The organism is Leifsonia sp. Root112D2 (assembly GCF_001424905.1).
Classification (GTDB): Bacteria; Actinomycetota; Actinomycetes; order Actinomycetales; family Microbacteriaceae; genus Root112D2.
The window spans coordinates 420,350-435,810 of record NZ_LMCU01000001.1; the positions used below are offsets into that span (position 1 = coordinate 420,350).

The 15,461-nt window shown below is 66.5% G+C and carries 12 protein-coding genes; 9 read left to right on the top strand and 3 right to left on the bottom strand.

Annotated features, from left to right (window positions below):
• Positions 1–206 precede the first annotated feature (206 nt).
• From ASC63_RS01860 to ASC63_RS01870, 3 genes are read left to right on the top strand one after another with little or no spacing between them, the layout of a single operon-like run.
• Entirely contained in the window at positions 207–1,802 is a 1,596-nt protein-coding gene (locus tag ASC63_RS01860) for an ABC transporter permease (RefSeq protein ID WP_055809172.1), read from the top strand.
• Positions 1,803–1,828: 26 nt separating this feature from the next.
• A complete protein-coding gene (locus ASC63_RS01865) occupies positions 1,829–2,500 on the top strand; it encodes an ABC transporter ATP-binding protein (RefSeq protein ID WP_055809175.1) in 672 nt (223 codons plus the stop codon).
• 31 nt (positions 2,501–2,531) lie between these two features.
• A complete protein-coding gene (locus tag ASC63_RS01870) occupies positions 2,532–3,722 on the top strand; it encodes a CaiB/BaiF CoA transferase family protein (protein WP_157487541.1) in 1,191 nt (396 codons plus the stop codon).
• 74 nt (positions 3,723–3,796) lie between these two features.
• On the opposite strand, the gene ASC63_RS01875 is transcribed toward ASC63_RS01870, so the two are convergent.
• Positions 3,797–6,130, bottom strand: a complete 2,334-nt coding sequence (locus ASC63_RS01875; protein ID WP_055809181.1) for a sulfatase-like hydrolase/transferase — start codon at positions 6,128–6,130, stop codon at positions 3,797–3,799.
• 33 nt (positions 6,131–6,163) lie between these two features.
• Complete coding sequence (locus tag ASC63_RS01880) at positions 6,164–7,402, bottom strand: glycoside hydrolase family 1 protein (RefSeq protein ID WP_055809184.1); 1,239 nt, start codon at positions 7,400–7,402, stop codon at positions 6,164–6,166.
• 226 nt (positions 7,403–7,628) lie between these two features.
• On the opposite strand from ASC63_RS01880, the gene ASC63_RS01885 reads away from it, so the two are divergent.
• The 4 genes from ASC63_RS01885 (at position 7,629) to ASC63_RS01900 (ending at position 13,063) form a co-directional block, all read left to right on the top strand.
• Positions 7,629–9,224 (top strand): ABC transporter substrate-binding protein, encoded by a 1,596-nt coding sequence (locus tag ASC63_RS01885; protein ID WP_055809188.1) that lies wholly within the window; start codon positions 7,629–7,631, stop codon positions 9,222–9,224.
• 70 nt (positions 9,225–9,294) lie between these two features.
• Entirely contained in the window at positions 9,295–10,224 is a 930-nt protein-coding gene (locus ASC63_RS01890; RefSeq protein ID WP_235491720.1) for an ABC transporter permease, read from the top strand.
• Positions 10,221–12,200: a dipeptide/oligopeptide/nickel ABC transporter permease/ATP-binding protein gene (locus ASC63_RS01895; protein WP_055809194.1), complete on the top strand. Its 1,980-nt coding sequence runs from the start codon at positions 10,221–10,223 to the stop codon at positions 12,198–12,200. The genes ASC63_RS01890 and ASC63_RS01895 overlap by 4 nt, the downstream gene beginning before the upstream one ends.
• Positions 12,197–13,063, top strand: a complete 867-nt coding sequence (locus ASC63_RS01900) for an ATP-binding cassette domain-containing protein (RefSeq protein WP_055809197.1) — start codon at positions 12,197–12,199, stop codon at positions 13,061–13,063. Before ASC63_RS01895 ends, ASC63_RS01900 begins: the two co-directional genes overlap by 4 nt.
• 20 nt (positions 13,064–13,083) lie before the next feature.
• On the opposite strand, the gene ASC63_RS01905 is transcribed toward ASC63_RS01900, so the two are convergent.
• The gene (locus tag ASC63_RS01905; protein WP_055809200.1) at positions 13,084–13,995 is read right to left on the bottom strand and encodes a LysR family transcriptional regulator; all 912 of its coding nucleotides are present in this window, start codon (positions 13,993–13,995) and stop codon (positions 13,084–13,086) included.
• A gap of 108 nt (positions 13,996–14,103) precedes the next feature.
• On the opposite strand from ASC63_RS01905, the gene ASC63_RS01910 reads away from it, so the two are divergent.
• Together ASC63_RS01910 and ASC63_RS01915 are read left to right on the top strand one after the other, a co-directional pair.
• Entirely contained in the window at positions 14,104–14,664 is a 561-nt protein-coding gene (locus tag ASC63_RS01910) for a quercetin 2,3-dioxygenase (RefSeq protein WP_055809201.1), read from the top strand.
• A complete protein-coding gene (locus ASC63_RS01915; protein ID WP_200936717.1) occupies positions 14,654–15,460 on the top strand; it encodes an alpha/beta hydrolase in 807 nt (268 codons plus the stop codon). Before ASC63_RS01910 ends, ASC63_RS01915 begins: the two co-directional genes overlap by 11 nt.
• Position 15,461 lies beyond the last annotated feature (1 nt).

The window sequence follows — 15,461 nt, forward strand, 5'->3', positions numbered from 1 at the left end:
ATGAAGAAACTATGTGGATGCTGTGAGTCTCGTGGATTCGTTGGGCCACGCGGTGAATCGAGTCGCCACAGCGGCATCCATCACCCTCAGCAAAACCATAGCCTCGACCTAGACGCGGCATAGCCGGGGTTTCTACTCTCAGCCTGTCCGGCCCTGCTCCGCCTTCGCGAAGCACGCGATGCACGGGCCTGCTTCGTAGGAGAGAAATGTTCGGAACGTATCTGCGACGCGAGCTCACGAATCGCCGCAAACAAACGGTGATCATCGCGGTAGGACTGGCGCTGGCCATAGCGCTCGTGATCATCGTGAATTCCGTTGCTGCCGGGGTGAAGGATGCGCAAGCCTCCGTTCTGCAGTCGGTCTACGGGGTCGGCACCGATGTGACCGTCACGCAGCCCGCGCAGGCGGCGAGCGCCACCACGACGGGCGGAGGGCCGGGTGGGGGCGGCCGCTTCGACTTCGGGGCCAAGCCGGGGGCATCCGGTTCATCGACGGGCAGCCAGACCATTCATCAGTCGCGGCTCGAATCCGAGCGCGGGGCGACCACCATGGCGGCGACGAGCCTGGACAAGGCGAGCGCCGTGCAGAATGTGGCCACGGCCACCGGGGTGCTCTCGCTGACAAACACCACCTTCGACGGAACGCTGCCGAACTTCGCCCAACTGCGCGAGCAACGCCAATCAGGTGGCACGTCAGGCAACGCTTCGGGCGGCGCCACGCAGACTGCCCCGACCGGCGGTGCCGATGGCGCGGGTGGCAGCTCGTTCAAGGTGGATTCCTTCTCGGTGCTCGGCATCAACCCGGCCGGCAGCGCGGTCGGTCCGCTCTCCTCCGTCTCGCTCTCAAAGGGGCGCAGCTTCGCCGCCAGCGACACCGGTAAGGATGTCGCGGTGCTCGATGCGAGCTACGCCAAGACCGCGAGCATCGCCGTCGGCGACACCGTGACCATCGGCGGAACCGACTTTCAGGTGGTCGGCCTGGTGACTGCGAGCGGTTCGGATGCCACGACCGCCGCGAACGTCTACATTCCGCTCGATGTCGCCCAGAAGCTTTCGAGCAACACCGACAAGATCAGCAGCATCTACGTGAAGGCGGCATCCGCCAGCGATATCGGCTCGATCAAGACCGCGCTGCAGAAGGCGCTGCCCGGAGCCACGGTGAGCACGCAGGCGGATCTCGCCTCCAGCGTCTCGGGTTCGCTCGGCACCGCCGGTGACCTGGTCGCCAATCTCGGAACCTGGCTCTCGATCATCGTGCTCGCCGCGGCCTTCCTCATCGCCATTCTGTTCACGATCTCGGGCGTCACCCGACGCACCCGCGAGTTCGGCACCCTTAAGGCCATCGGCTGGAGCAACCGCCGCATCGTCGGCCAGGTTGCCGGCGAGTCTGTCGTGCAGGGCCTGATCGGTGGCGTGGTGGGCATCGCCGTCGGCCTCGTCGGCATTGTCATCGTGAACGTGGTGGCACCAACTCTCTCCGGCGGCGTGGGCAACGGCTTCGCCACCGCCGCCGGAGCAGCCGGGCGGGCGGTGACACGCTCCACGGCTGCTCCCGGTGGTGGAGCGGGTGGCTTCGGTGGCGGTGCCGGTGCTGGCGGGTTCGGGGGCGGCGGGGCCTTTGCCGGCGCCCGCGAGGCTGCCGCATCGGCCACCACCAACGTCGCCCTGCATGCCCCGGTGACCGTGTGGATCATCGTGATTGCCGTTGGCCTGGCCATTCTCGGCGGCCTCATCGCCGGCGCCTTCGGAGGCTGGCGCGCCGCGAGGCTTCGCCCCGCCGCCGCTCTCCGCTCCGTGGCCTGAACCGACTAGCGAACAGGAATACGCACATGTACACACTCACGAATGTCAGCAAGAGTTACGTTCAGTCCAAACGCACCGTGATGGCGCTGAACGACGTTACGCTCGAGATTCCGGATGGCCAGATGGTCGCCATCCAGGGGCCGACGGGCGGCGGAAAGTCGACGCTGCTGCAGATGCTCGGCGCGCTCGATCGGCCGAGTTCTGGCCAGGTGATGCTGGCCGATTCGCTGCTGTCGAAGCTCGGCGACGGCAAGCTGGCCGCCATTCGCGCGAAGGAGATCGGCTTCGTTTTTCAGGGCTTCAACCTGATTCCGACGCTCACCGCGCAGGAGAACGTGGAGACGGCGCTGGCGCCGCTCGGACTGAAGGGCGAGGAACGCAAGCGGCGGGCCACCGAGGCGCTGGCATCCGTGGGGCTGGCCGATCGCGGCAGCCATCTGCCCGCCGAGCTGTCGGGCGGCCAGCAGCAGCGCGTGGCCATCGCGCGTGCCCTCGTGAAGGAGCCGGATGTGCTGCTCGCCGACGAGCCGACCGGCAACCTCGACGAGGAGACCCGCGACGAGATCATGGACCTGCTCGAAGGCCTGTGGCGCGACCGCGGGCTGACGCTCATCGTCGTCACGCACGACTCGGCCGTGGCCAGGCGCGCCCAGCGCCGCCTGCACATCAAGCACGGCACGGTGAAAGAGGCCGCGTAGCGCGAAGGGTGGCGTGTGGCAGACTTGCGGCGTGACATCCGGCCCCCTGACAGACCTGCTCGTCATTGACCTCAGCCGGGCGCTGGCCGGGCCGCACGCCGCCATGATGCTGGGCGACCAGGGCGCGCGGGTGATCAAGGTGGAGGCCACCGGAACCGGCGACGACACCCGCGGCTGGGGCCCTCCGTTCGTCGGGCCTGCCGACGACCGGCAGTCCACCTACTTTCTCTCCTGCAACCGCAACAAGGAATCCATTGCCCTCGACCTCAAGTCGGCCGACGGCCATGACACGCTTGAGGCGCTGATCGTTCGGGCCGATGTTCTGGTCGAGAACTTCCGCACCGGGGTGATGGATCGGCTCGGCTTCTCGACGGCCCGCCTGCACGAGATCAACCCCCGGCTGATCGTGCTGTCGATCACCGGATTCGGACACGACGGCCCCGAGGGCGGCCGCGCCGGCTACGACCAGATTGCCCAGGGCGAGGCCGGGCTCATGTCGCTGACCGGGTCGGGACCACACGATCCCCAGCGGGTCGGCGTGCCCATCGGCGACCTGCTCTCGGGCATCTACGGCGCCTACGGCGTCACCGCCGCCCTGCATCGCCGCGAGACGACCGGGCTGGGCGAGGTCGTGCGCACCTCGCTGCTGGCTGCACTGGTCGGAGTGCACGCCTTTCAGGGAACCCGCGCCACCGTGGCGGGCGAGGTGCCGCAGGCGCAGGGCAACCATCATCCGTCGATCGCCCCGTACGGCCTGTTCGCCAGCGCCGACGGTTCGGTGCAGATCAGCGTGGGCAACGAGAGCCTCTGGCTGCGCTTCTGCGAGCGATTCGGGCTGGATGCTGCGGCGCCGGGTCTCGCCACGAACGCCGAGCGCGTACAGAATCGCCCTGAGACCATTCGCGTGGTCGAGGCGGCATTCGCGGCGTACCCGGCGGAGGAACTTCTCGTTCTGCTCACGGAGGCGGGCATCCCCGCCGGCCGCGTACGTAGCCTGGACGAGGTGTACGCGTGGGATCAGGTGGCGTCGCAGGGCCTGCTCGTCGAGGTGGAGCACCAGGTGCTCGGCCAGATCACGCTGCCCGGGCCGCCACTGCGCTTCTTCGATGCGGGCGCGGATGCCGAGCACGAGACCACACACCGTGAGCACAGCACCCCGCCGACGCTCGACCAGCACGGGGCATCCATTCGCGCCTGGCTGAACGCCCCCGAAGCCGGTTAATGGCGACAGATGCGGGACCGACAACGATTTTCAGTCGGCTTTCATCCAGAGTTACAACGCCTCCCTGGGCACCACTAATCGATCAACTGGGCGCTGAGTTCGTCTATCGCAATGATGATCTCGCGGTTGTACGGCGCCTTCGCGCCGGGCTCGTAGCGCACGTGGCGCAATCCGCCGCTGTACCGAAACACACCATGCCGCTCGTGGAGATCCCAGTCGACGGGTCCGCCGCCGTCGAAGCCGACGCTGATGCCGGTGAACGGCGCCATGCCGACCAGCATCGGCACGGACTCGAGCACGACGAGCTGTCTGCCATCGGCCTCCATCGTCACTCGCCAGACGAAATCGGGCAGTGCCTCGAAGCGAGCGGTCACGCGCCCGACCGCACCCGCCAACGGCGCTTCAGCGCGACGCATGTCGCCATAGGCGTTGTAAGAGAGGTGCAGCGAGCCGGCTTCGATCCAGACGGCGTACCCCCCACCCTGGTCTCCGTGCGAGAACAGCACGCCGTCGCAGAGGTCACCGTCGAGGTGAACCTCCACGGTGAAGGATCGCAGCTGGACGAGCTTCGACGAACGGAAGCGCTCGAGCGTCGGCGTGCCGGGGTAGAGGGTCACCGGCTGCGACAAATACAGATCGGTCGAGGGACGCTTCGCCAGAAAGCTCGGCTCGTCGGGCAGTGGGAAGACCGTGTTGTGCCAGGCCGCCTTGCGCCATTCCTCGGCGAGTTCGGCGACGATATCGGGATGCTCCGCGGCGATGTTGCGCGTCTCGGTCGGGTCGCCTTCAATGTCGTAAAGCTGCCACACGCTCAGATCTGCACCCGGCGCGGTCGCGACCGCCTTGAAACGGCCGCGGTAGAACGCGCGCTGGCCCAGCAGTGTGATGTGCTGGCCGTCCAGCTCGCTCGCGGCATCCGAGCCCAGAAGAAGCGGCGCGAGGCTGCGACCGTCAACCGGAAGCGTTGGCGCCCCGTTGAGCGTGTCGGGACGCGTGATTCCGGCGAGTTCCATGAGCGTGGGAGCGATGTCGGTGACGTACGCGAACTGGCTGCGCACGCCGGCATCTCCCTCGGCACGGGCAAGCGCTGCCGGCCACGAGACGATGAGCGGGCTGTGCACACCGCCCTCGAGCACCGACCCCTTGTAGAGACGAAAGGGCGTGTTGGATGCGTGCGCCCAGCCTCGCGGATAGTGCCCATGTACGCGCGGGCCGCCCAGCTCGTCGAGCGGGCGCTGCACGTCGGCGACCCAATCGGTGGGCATCATCGGGATCGAGGTGAAGCGGCTGAAATAGCTGCGCGTGCCCTCCACCCCACCCTCGCCGGTGCCGCCGTTGTCTGATGTGAAGACGAAGATCGTGTTCTCGTACTCGCCGATCTCCTTGAGATGCGTGACGACGCGCGCCACACTCTCGTCGATGGAGGAGATCGCCGCCGCATAGACCTCCATATGGCGTGCGTAGAGCTCACGCTGCTCGTCGTCGAGATCGACCCACGCGGGTACTCCGTCGGTCTGATCGATTCCGGATGCCGAGAGTTGCGTGCCTTCGGGCAGCAAACCGCTGTCGAGCTGGCGCTGGAAGCGCTCAGCGCGTACCCGGTCCCAGCCCTCGGCGTACGCGCCGTTGTTGATCGTGATCTTGTCGGGCCTCGCCTGCACCGGCCCGTGCACGGCATGATGCGCGAAGTAGAGAAAAAATGGCTGACGTTCACCGCCGGTCTGGTGGGCATCGATCATTGCCAGCGCCTCGTCGGTCAGGCGATCGGTGAGGTAGTCGTCATCGTCAAACTGTTCGGTGACCGGGGAGTTGTCGCGCACGATGCGGTGCGGGTGATACAGCGTCGTGAACCCGTCCATCGACCCGAAGTAGCGGTCGAAGCCCTTCTGCAGGGGCCACGTCACCTTGTCCGCGGCGTCGTGCATCTCGGCCTCACGGGTCAGGTGCCACTTGCCGACCATGAACGTCGCGTAACCGCCCGCACGGAACGACTCCGCCATCGTGGGCAAGCCGTCCGGCAGCACCATGCTCATGCCCGGGTAGCCGGGATCGACGTGCGGCACCATGCCGAATCCCGCCCGGTGCGGATTCGCGCCGGTGAGCAGCGCTGCGCGCGACGGAGCGCAAAGCGGCGTCACTCGGAAGTTCGAAAACCGATAGCCCTCATCTGCGAGCGCCTGGATCGCCGGGGTCGCTATCTCGCTACCGAAAGGCTGCACGTCGCTGAAGCCCATGTCGTCGATCAGCATCACGACAACGTTCGGCGCCTCATGCCGGGGCGTGCGGCGCCGCGGCCACCATGGCCGCGACTCGGATGATCGCGGAGAAACCACTCCCCCGAATTCCTCATAGCCACGGGGCTCGGCCCCTTCGGCGCCGTGGATTTCCGGTTGTGGCGAAACAGTCATCGTCGATCTTCCTCGATCTCGGCTCGGTGCGGGTTAAGCCGTGAAACGCCGGACCAACCCGGCGTAGACATCCGCACTCGGCTTCGCGGTGCGCTCAAAAGTCGTGCGGTCGACCTCGTGCAGTCCGAGCTTCGGACCGTAGCCGAAGATCCACTCGAAGTTGTCCATGAGCGTCCAGTGACAGTACCCGAGCACGGGCACTCCCGCGCGCATCGCCTCGGCGAGACCGTCGAGCGACGGTTCGATGAAGCCGGCTCGGATGCTGTCGTCCGGCGTGCTGACGCCGTGCTCGCTCACGAGGATGGGCACGCCGCTCACCGCGTGCGCGTACTCGACGGCGCCGCGCAGAGAGTCGGGGTCGACCGGTGTGCCCATGCCGTTGAGCGTGGCACCGTCGGCGGCGGGGAGGAGCCCGTCTTCTCCGTAGTACAGGCGCTCGTAGTTCTGCACGCCGACAAAGTCGTCATCGGCGGCGAGCCGCAGCCAGTAATCGTAGACCTCGGCGCGCTTGCGGTCGCGCACCGCTTCGCCGCCGGGGCGAGCGACGTCGTCGCACATCGCGAGGGAGAGACCGACGGGCAATTCGGGACGGCGTGCCTTGATCCCCGACGTCGCGGCGACGTGCGCCGCGGTTATGCCCGCGCGCATCTCGACGAAGTCCTCGCGCAGCATGACGTTGCCCGCGCGATAGCGCTCAACGCCTGCTTCACGGCTGGCAGCGGCGAGGGTCTCTCTCTCCAGATCGACGACGAACGCGGGCAAACCCGCCCACGTGAGCATCTCAGGCAGGTCTGGTTCATTGAAGGTGATGGCAAGCTCGATTCGGTCGCCGAACCGGTCCATCACGACACCGCAGTAGCGGGCGAACAGCGCGGGTGCCTCCGTGTCGAGCCAGGCGCCGCGCTTCGCGAACCAGTGCGGCGAGGTGAAGTGGTTGAAGGTGACGACCGGCGCGAGACCGCGAGCGCGGCATCCGTCGACGAGTGCCTCGTAGTGTGCCAAGGCTTCTTCTGAGAATTCGCCCTCGGTGGGCTCGATCCGCGCCCACTCGACCGAGAAGCGGTAGGCGTTCAGCCCCATGCCCGCGACGAGGTCGAGGTCGGACTCCCACCGTTCCCACCCATTCGTGGCCTTGCCCGAGCGCTCCTGGAAGACCGTCGGCGTCACGTTTTCGAGAAACCATGTGTCGCTGTCGACGTTATCGCCCTCGTTCTGGTGGCCGGCGGTGGCGACGCCCCAGAGAAAGTTCGTCGGAAAGCGTTCCGTCGTCATTGTTGTTGCCCTTCGATGCGCTCAATCGTTATTCGTTGTATGAAAACATGTTTCACTGACAAAAGCGAGAGCAAGAGCGACGTTAGGTGCACGCTAACGCTCGACTGAGTGAATCCGAATGGCCAAAAGGCATTGCGCGGTTCAGTCTTGTTGACAAGCTCGTGTCACCCGTACCCGAGCAGCGACACCGAAGCATGACTCACCCCACCGATCACAGGAGATCAGGATGTCCCGCATCACACACACAGCACGTGGCGCCGCGGTCATTGCGGCCGTCGCGGTATCTGCGCTCATACTCAGCGCATGTTCCGGTTCCAGTGGAAACAGCAGCAGCGGCGGCGCCGTCGACACGTCGAAGCTGACCATGGCAATCCAGGGCGACATGGCACCCAACGGCTTCGACCCGCTGCGCTACAGCACCGGTCAGCGCATCTTCTTCGAGGGGATGTACGACTCTCTCTTCGCGCTCGATAAGGACGGAAAGACCGTTCCAGACCTCGTTACGAAGTTCACATACAACGCCGACAACACGCAGCTGACACTTGACCTCAAGACGAGCGCGACGTTCACCGACGGCAGCAAGCTGACAGCGGATCTCGTCAAGAAGAATCTCGACTACCGCTCCCAGGCCGGCGCGCTCGGGCTGAACGCGTACACCCAGTTCGGCGCGGGCCAGAGTAACGAAATCAAGGATGTCACCGTCGTCGACGAGCACACCGTGACCCTCACCTTCGCCAAGGCTCAACCGGGCTTCGAAGCCAACCTCGGCTTCCCGTCGGGAGTGATCGTCGGGGCCGACGGTGTCGCCGATCGGTCGAGCCTGGATACCAAGCCAGACGGCTCCGGCCCGCTCACGCTCGACACTTCCGGAACGGTGAAGGGCAATAAGTACCTGCTCACGAAGAAGAAGGGCGACGCTGACGCGAAGGCCTACCCCTTCGACTCATACGCGTTCCTTCCGATCGTCGACCCGCAGGCGCGGGTGAACTCCGTGATCTCGGGTGAGACCGACGTGGCAGAGGTCACGGCCGACACGCAGGCGCAGCTGAAGTCCGCCGGCAAGTCTGCAGGCGTCGGGCTCGTCGCCAACGGTGGCACGATCTTCAACGTGATCGCCTTCGACAAGGTCGGCGCAACCGGGCCGCAGTGGTCTGACCCGCGCGTCTACCAGGCACTGTCGATGGCCATCAACCGCGACGAGTACGTCAAGGGGGTGCACCCGGGAGAGGTGCCCACCGCCAACGCGCTGCCGGCGAACAGCCCCGGCCACCTGCCTGAGCTCAACAAGCAGTTCGCCTATGATCCCGCAGGCGCCAAGAAGCTTCTCGCTGAGGCCGGCTACCCCAACGGGTTCAGCTTCGATTTCACGGTCACGCAGGGCAGCCAGCGCGACATCGAGGCGCTCTCGGCGTACTGGAAGGCGATCGGCGTGACCGTGAAGATCACGAACGCGGCGTCCACCGAGCAGCAGTTCAAGGCCGTGCAGACGACCCCGCTGGGCGGCCCGCTCGCGCTCACGTGGGACAACCCCCTCGGCAACATCTTCGGCGTGCTGTTCGGTTTCGCGAACTACCACAAGGCCGAGAACCCGGCCATCCAGGGTGCCGCAGGTGCATACGCTGCGGCCGCCGGCAAGGGTGACGCGGCTGCGCAGAAGACCGCACTCGCCAAGCTGAACAAGGCGATTGTGGAATCGGGCTGGCTCATTCCGTTGTATGAGGCGCTCTCGCCGTGGGGCTATAACACGGCGAAGGTGGCAAAACTGACCTTCCCCGGTTCAGACCCCTACCCGCTCCTGGCGTCCATCCAGCCGGCGTCCTGATCGACATTCCGGTGCCGGCGGCTTCGCGCCGCCGGCACCGGACCAATGGGGAGTGATGATGCTCATCTTCATGGCAAAGCGGGTAGGACTCGGCATCCTGACCCTGCTCATCGCGTCGTGGATCGCCTTCGTGCTGGTGCACCTGTCCGGCTCGACGCCGGGCGGTGTCGCTCTGGGACAGTCTGCGACGCCGGAGCAGATCTTCGCCTACAACACCAAGATCGGCTGGTATGACCCCTGGTTGCAGCAATATTTCCAGTGGATCGGCCAGGTACTTCAAGGAAACCTCGGCGTTTCGCTCATCGACGGTCGGCCGCTCGGCCCTGATCTCGCCAAGCGCCTCCCCGTCACCGGGGCACTCGCCGTCGGCGGGGCGCTGCTCAGCGCGATCATCGGCATCCTCCTCGGCGTGCTGGCGGCGGTGCGCGGCGGCGCGGTTGACCGGGTGGTCACGGTGATCAGCGGCATCATGCTCTCGCTTCCTGCCTTCTGGGTGGGCGTCCTCCTCGTCTACGTCTTAGCCGTGCAGCTGCGTATGCTGCCGGCCACCGGATTCGTGCCTTTCGACGTCGACCCGGAGCGGTGGTTCCGATCCCTTGTTCTTCCGGTCTTGACGATCGCGATCACCTCGGCGGGTGTGATCGCGCGACAGACGCGCGCGTCGATGGCTGAGTCCCTCGCGCAGGAGCACATTCGCACCCTGCGCGCGATCGGCACACCGACATGGAGCATCGTCTATGTCCACGCGCTGCGCGGAGCGAGCCTCCCCATCCTCGCGAGCATCGTGGTGCAGTTCATCGTTCTCTTCGGCGGCTCGGTCGTCATCGAGCTTCTCTTCGCGCTCCCCGGAATCGGCCAGGCCATGCAGGCATCCGTCGGCTCCGCCGATCTTCCGTTCGTGCAGGCCCTCGTGCTCGTCGCCACACTCGTGGTAGTCGTGGTCAACCTCGTGCTCGAGCTCCTCAACCGCACCCTCGACCCGAAACTGCGTGCATCATGACGGTCTCCACCACCGCGATCCTGGCCATCCGCAAGCCGCACCGCAGGCTGCGCACGAAAGCCTTCCGCTCGCCGACGGCCATCCTGTCGCTCATCTGGCTCGTGGGCCTGGTCATCGCCTCGCTCACCGGGCCACTCTGGCTGCGGTACGGGCCTCTCGCGCAAGACCTCGGCGCCGTTCTTCAGGGGCCGACCGCCGCGCACCTCCTCGGCACCGACCAGCTCGGTCGCGATCTTCTCTCCCGCATCGTGACCGCCGCCGCCTCCACGATGGGCCTGGCCCTCGTCTCCCCGATCGTCGCCGTCGCCGTCACCGTGCCCCTCACGCTGTGGGCCGCGCGCAGCAGCCGGGCCGAGGCTGTCATGAACAGCATCAGCGAGATCGTGCTCTCCCTTCCGGGGATGGTCATCATCCTCGCCTTCATCACGGCCGTCGGACAGAACATGCTGCTGGTCATGGCCGTATTCGGCGTGCTGTTCTTCGGAGGGCTGTACCGCATCTTCTCCGGCCAGGCGAAATCGCTACAGAAGCAGTTGTATGTCGAGGCCGCCGCGGTAGACGGTGTCAGGCCGCTCAGCGTCAGCTTTCGCCATGTGCTCCCGAACATGGCCACGACCGTGATAGTGCAATTCGTCATCTTCTTCGGCATCGGTATCATGCTGCAGGCGGGCCTCGCCTTCATCGGGCTGGGACCCCAGCCGCCGGCACCGACCTGGGGCGGCATGATCCAATCCGCCGCGCAGTTCATCTTCCAGCAGCCCTGGATGATGGTGCCCACCGGCCTCGTGCTCGCGCTGACCATCATCGCTGCCAACGCTCTGGCCGACGTGCTCTCCGGCGGCCAGGCGACTCCACCGCCACTAGTGGCGATTCGCCACAAAAAGCTCAAGACCGTGCCGGGCCTCACCGTCGCGCGTCCCACGAGTGCCGCCGCGCCCTCGAACCCGCTGGCGACCGCTCCGGGAGAACTCGTCATCGAAGAGCTCGTGATAGGGGTCGATGACGGGCCCGCGCTCGTGACGGGTGTTTCGATGCGAGTGGAGCCGGGTAGGGTCATGGGCCTCGTCGGTGAATCCGGCTGCGGTAAGAGCGTGACCTCCTACGCGCTGATGGGGCTGCTCGCTCCGGGGCTGTCGGTGCGCTCCGGACGCATCCAATGGGGAGATCTCGACCTCGCGCGCGCCGATGAGAAGGCCCTCAGAAAGGTGCGAGGTCATGACATCGCCTTCATCTCGCAGGAGCCCTCCCGGGCGCTGGACCCGATGTTCACTGTCGCCTCTCAACTGGGCGCGGCCGTCAAGCGTCTGCGTCACGTGAGCGGTGGCGAGGCGAGACGCATTTCTGAGCAGTTGCTCGTCGACGTCGGCATCGTCGATGCGCCCCGCGTGCTGAAGAGCTTCCCGCACCAGATCTCCGGCGGCATGGCGCAGCGCGTTGCTATCGCGTTGGCACTGGCGGGGTCCCCGCGCCTGCTGGTCGCCGATGAGCCCACGACCGCTCTGGACGTCACTATCCAGGCCGAGATCCTCGCCCTGCTGCGCGGCCTGATCGCCGAGCGCGGCATGTCGATCATTCTCGTCACGCACGACCTCGGTGTCGTCGCCGACCTCTGTGATGACGTCTCGGTGATGTATGCCGGGCAGATCGTCGAGACCGGCACCGTGCGTGACGTGCTGATGCATCCCGAGCATCCGTACACAATGGCGCTGCTCGCCGCCGACCCGCACGCAATCATCGCGTTCGAGGGCACGACGAGACTTGCGTCGATTCCGGGGCAGGTTCCACTCCCGGCATCCTGGCCCAGCGGATGCCGCTTCGCCCAGCGGTGCCGCTTCGCGACCGACGAGTGCCTGACCACGATCGAGTTGGAGCCTCGCACTCTCGGCTCCGGCGGCGTGCGCTGCGTTCGACACGATGACGTGCAGGGGCGACAGGACGAGTGGCGAGAGCCTGTCTCGGTCGGAGGAGAGCGATGACCACGGTGCAGCTGGTCCGAGAAGCCGCGGATGCCGAGGCCGTGCCGCTGCTGGAGGTGCGCAACCTCACCATCCGTTACAACAAGAAGGGTCCCGCGGCCGTCGATGGCGTGTCGTTCACGATCGCCCGTGGCGAGACGATGGGTCTCGTCGGAGAGTCAGGCTCCGGTAAGACGACGATCGGACGGGCCATCCTCGGCCTGCAGCCGGTCACAGACGGGCAGATCCTGTTCGAGGGCCGCGACATCACGCACGCGAAACCGGCGGCACGCCGCTCACTGCAGGGCGAGCTGCGCGCCGTGTTCCAAGACCCCTTCTCCTCGCTGAACCCGCGCCGGCCGATCGGCGACGCCATCACCGAACCGCTCCGGATCGCCGGCATCGCTCGCGCGGAGCGCGATCTGCGCGCGCAGGACGTGCTTTCCGCCGTCGGCCTGCCGCCGGGGTCGGAAGACCGGTATCCTCGCCAGTTCTCCGGCGGCCAGCGGCAGCGCATCGCGATCGCTCGAGCCCTCGTCACCGATCCGCGCCTTGTGGTCTGCGACGAGGCTGTCAGCGCGCTCGACCTCTCCACGCAGGCGCAGGTGCTCAACCTGCTGGCCGACTTGCGCTCCGGCAAAGACCTCGGCTACCTCTTCATAGCCCACGACATGGCCGTCGTTGAATTCCTCGCCCAACGCGTCATCGTGCTCAACCGCGGACGAATAGTGGAGCAGGGCGCCACAATCGACGTGATGCGCAACCCCCAAGCCCTCTACACCCGCACCCTCATGGCGGCCTCACCGGTTCCCGACCCCGACGAGCAGGCGCGTCGCCGCGAGGCATGGCAGGCGCTCCGTGCCGAGGCGAAGGTTGCCGGCTGAAGGTAGGCGCGTGAGCCCGTTTAGTGGAATGACACCTCGACGAGAGAAGACAGCTCCTGCGCGGTCTCGCGGAATGCCTTGACCATGGGGTTCTGCGTGTCGCCGAGGCTGAAGAGCAGAATCGTGGCGGGCTCGATGTCGTCGAACGGGATGAAGGCGAGTTCGTCGCGGCGATACTGCCGCGCCGCTGACTGACCTGCAATGTTGACCCCCGCGCCTGCAGCAACGAGCTCGAAGAGTCCGTCAACGCTGTCGGCCGTCAGTCCGCGCTTCGGACGCGACCCGTCGGGGCGGGGATCGACGAGCCACCAGTCGACCACTTCGGGTCGACCGTCGGTGACGGCGACGAAGACCTCGTCGTTGGTCTCGAGGATCGAGATCGACTCCCGGTCGGCGAAACGGTGATCGGACCGCGTGACAAGGATGCGAGGCTCGCGCCAGATTGGTTCCGAACGTATTCGCGGCGGAACCTGAATGGGGCCCGGCCCGAACACGACGTCCACTCGCCCGGCCTCGAGGTCGTCGATGACGTCGAAGAATCCCAGGCGCCGCATCTCGATACGCGCGTTGGGGAAGGCGTTCATCGTGGCGGCGATTGCGGCGGTCGTGAGCGTGCCAGCGCTGGCAGCGACGAGGCCGACCTTCAGGACGGGCGCATCGCGGTCGCGCCGCACGGAACGGGCCCAGCTGAGGATCTGATCGTGGTCGTCCTGCACGCGTCGGGCGAGCGGAAGCAGGTCACTTCCGTAGGCGGTGAGCTCGACCTTACGGGAGCTGCGATCGAAGAGCTTTACACCAATCTGCTGCTCGAGCCGGCTGATCTGCTGACTCAGAGACGGCGGGGTGATGCTCAAGCGCTCAGCGGCGCGGCCGAAGTGGAGCTCTTCGGCGAGCACGCAGAAGTAGCGCACGACGTGGATCGGAACATCCATGCTCCGATCTTAGTCCCAGCCTAATGACGGTGAGGTATCTCGAACTGGCCTGGAGCGGGTCTGGCCCCGACACTGGAAGGATCCAACTTACGCGGAGGTAAGAGAGAAATGACACTGGAGTCTGCAGAGCGACAGCTCGACCCCATGCACATCGGCATTCTGCCGGGAGTGCCCAAGCCCTTCTATCTCGCCCACGGCGAGGGCGAGAAGAGCATCGTGTTCGACACGATGTTCGACATTCTGCTGACCGGAGACGAGACCGACGGTCAGTTCGACGTGTTCACGAGTGAGGGCAATGCCGGCGATATCATTCCGGCGCACCTTCACCCTTATACGAATGAGATCTTCTACGTCGTCAGTGGCGCCGTCCACTTGTGGATGGACGATGAGCACGGGTTCAAGGACGACCGGGTACTGACCGCTGGCGCATTCGCCTATGTACCCAGGAACACCATCCACGCGTACCGTAACGAGGCGGCCGACTCGAAGGTCCTCGGGGTATCCAGCGCCGGCTTCGGCCGCTTCTTCCACGCGATGGGCAAGCCGACGCTGGAGACGGGCATTCCGGGACCGAGCGAGTTCTTCGCTCCGTCGTTCGACCAGATGCGTGCCGCGGGCGAGAAGTATGGCACCGTCTTCCGCCCGGACTACAAGTTCCTTGACGACTGAGCCGGCGCCCGTGCGCACGCCCACCGTGCTCCGCGACCTCGTGTACGCGGAGCCGGCGGGCTGCCGGCCACTGAGCCTGGATCTGCATCTGCCAGCGCAGCACGATGCACAGCTGATCGTGTTCGTGCACGGCGGCGGATGGCGGCTGGGCAGCCGCCGCGTGTTCTGCCCGTCGATGACCGCAGCCGACGACCCGTTCGGCCGGATCGTGACGGCGGGGTTCGCGCTCGCATCTGTCGACTACCGGCTCAGCGGCGAGGCAGTCTTTCCTGCCCAGGTCGATGACGCTTTCGCCGCCGTCCGATGGCTGCGTCTGCACGCCGACGAGTTCGGCTTCGACGCCGACCGCCTCGTGCTGTGGGGCGAGTCGGCGGGCGCGACGATCGCGGCGCTGGTCGCGCTGGATCCGGATGCCTCGGCCCGCGGTCTCATCGACTGGTACGGGCCGACCGACCTGACCGCGATGGCGCCGGATCTCGGCAGTCTCGACGACCCCGACAGCCGTGAGGCCGGCTGGCTCGGGCATCCCGTCGGCGCCGACCTCGATCGTGCCCGAGCGGCCAGCCCCGCCACGCATGTGCACGCCGGCGCGCCCCCGACCTTGATCGCGCATGGCCTGGACGATCAGGCGGTGCCTCACGCGCAGAGCGAGCTGTTCGCCGCGGCGCTGGTGGGCGTGGGGGTGCCGACTGAATTGGACCTCGTGCCCGGTGCGGGGCACCTGTGGCAGGGCGACGTGGACCGCGTCGGTTTGCTTGAGCGCGCGCTCGCGTTCGCCCGCCGCGTTACTGGGTAGC

Bases quoted from the DNA above. Each gene is read 5' to 3' on its own strand.
- ASC63_RS01860 (WP_055809172.1), top strand. From the start codon at position 207: ATGTTCGGAACGTATCTGCGACGCGAGCTCACGAATCGCCGCAAACAA.
- ASC63_RS01865 (WP_055809175.1), top strand. From the start codon at position 1,829: ATGTACACACTCACGAATGTCAGCAAGAGTTACGTTCAGTCCAAACGC.
- ASC63_RS01875 (WP_055809181.1), bottom strand. From the start codon at position 6,130: ATGACTGTTTCGCCACAACCGGAAATCCACGGCGCCGAAGGGGCCGAG.
- ASC63_RS01880 (WP_055809184.1), bottom strand. From the start codon at position 7,402: ATGACGACGGAACGCTTTCCGACGAACTTTCTCTGGGGCGTCGCCACC.
- ASC63_RS01885 (WP_055809188.1), top strand. From the start codon at position 7,629: ATGTCCCGCATCACACACACAGCACGTGGCGCCGCGGTCATTGCGGCC.
- ASC63_RS01890 (WP_235491720.1), top strand. From the start codon at position 9,295: ATGGCAAAGCGGGTAGGACTCGGCATCCTGACCCTGCTCATCGCGTCG.
- ASC63_RS01895 (WP_055809194.1), top strand. From the start codon at position 10,221: ATGACGGTCTCCACCACCGCGATCCTGGCCATCCGCAAGCCGCACCGC.
- ASC63_RS01900 (WP_055809197.1), top strand. From the start codon at position 12,197: ATGACCACGGTGCAGCTGGTCCGAGAAGCCGCGGATGCCGAGGCCGTG.
- ASC63_RS01905 (WP_055809200.1), bottom strand. From the start codon at position 13,995: ATGGATGTTCCGATCCACGTCGTGCGCTACTTCTGCGTGCTCGCCGAA.
- ASC63_RS01910 (WP_055809201.1), top strand. From the start codon at position 14,104: ATGACACTGGAGTCTGCAGAGCGACAGCTCGACCCCATGCACATCGGC.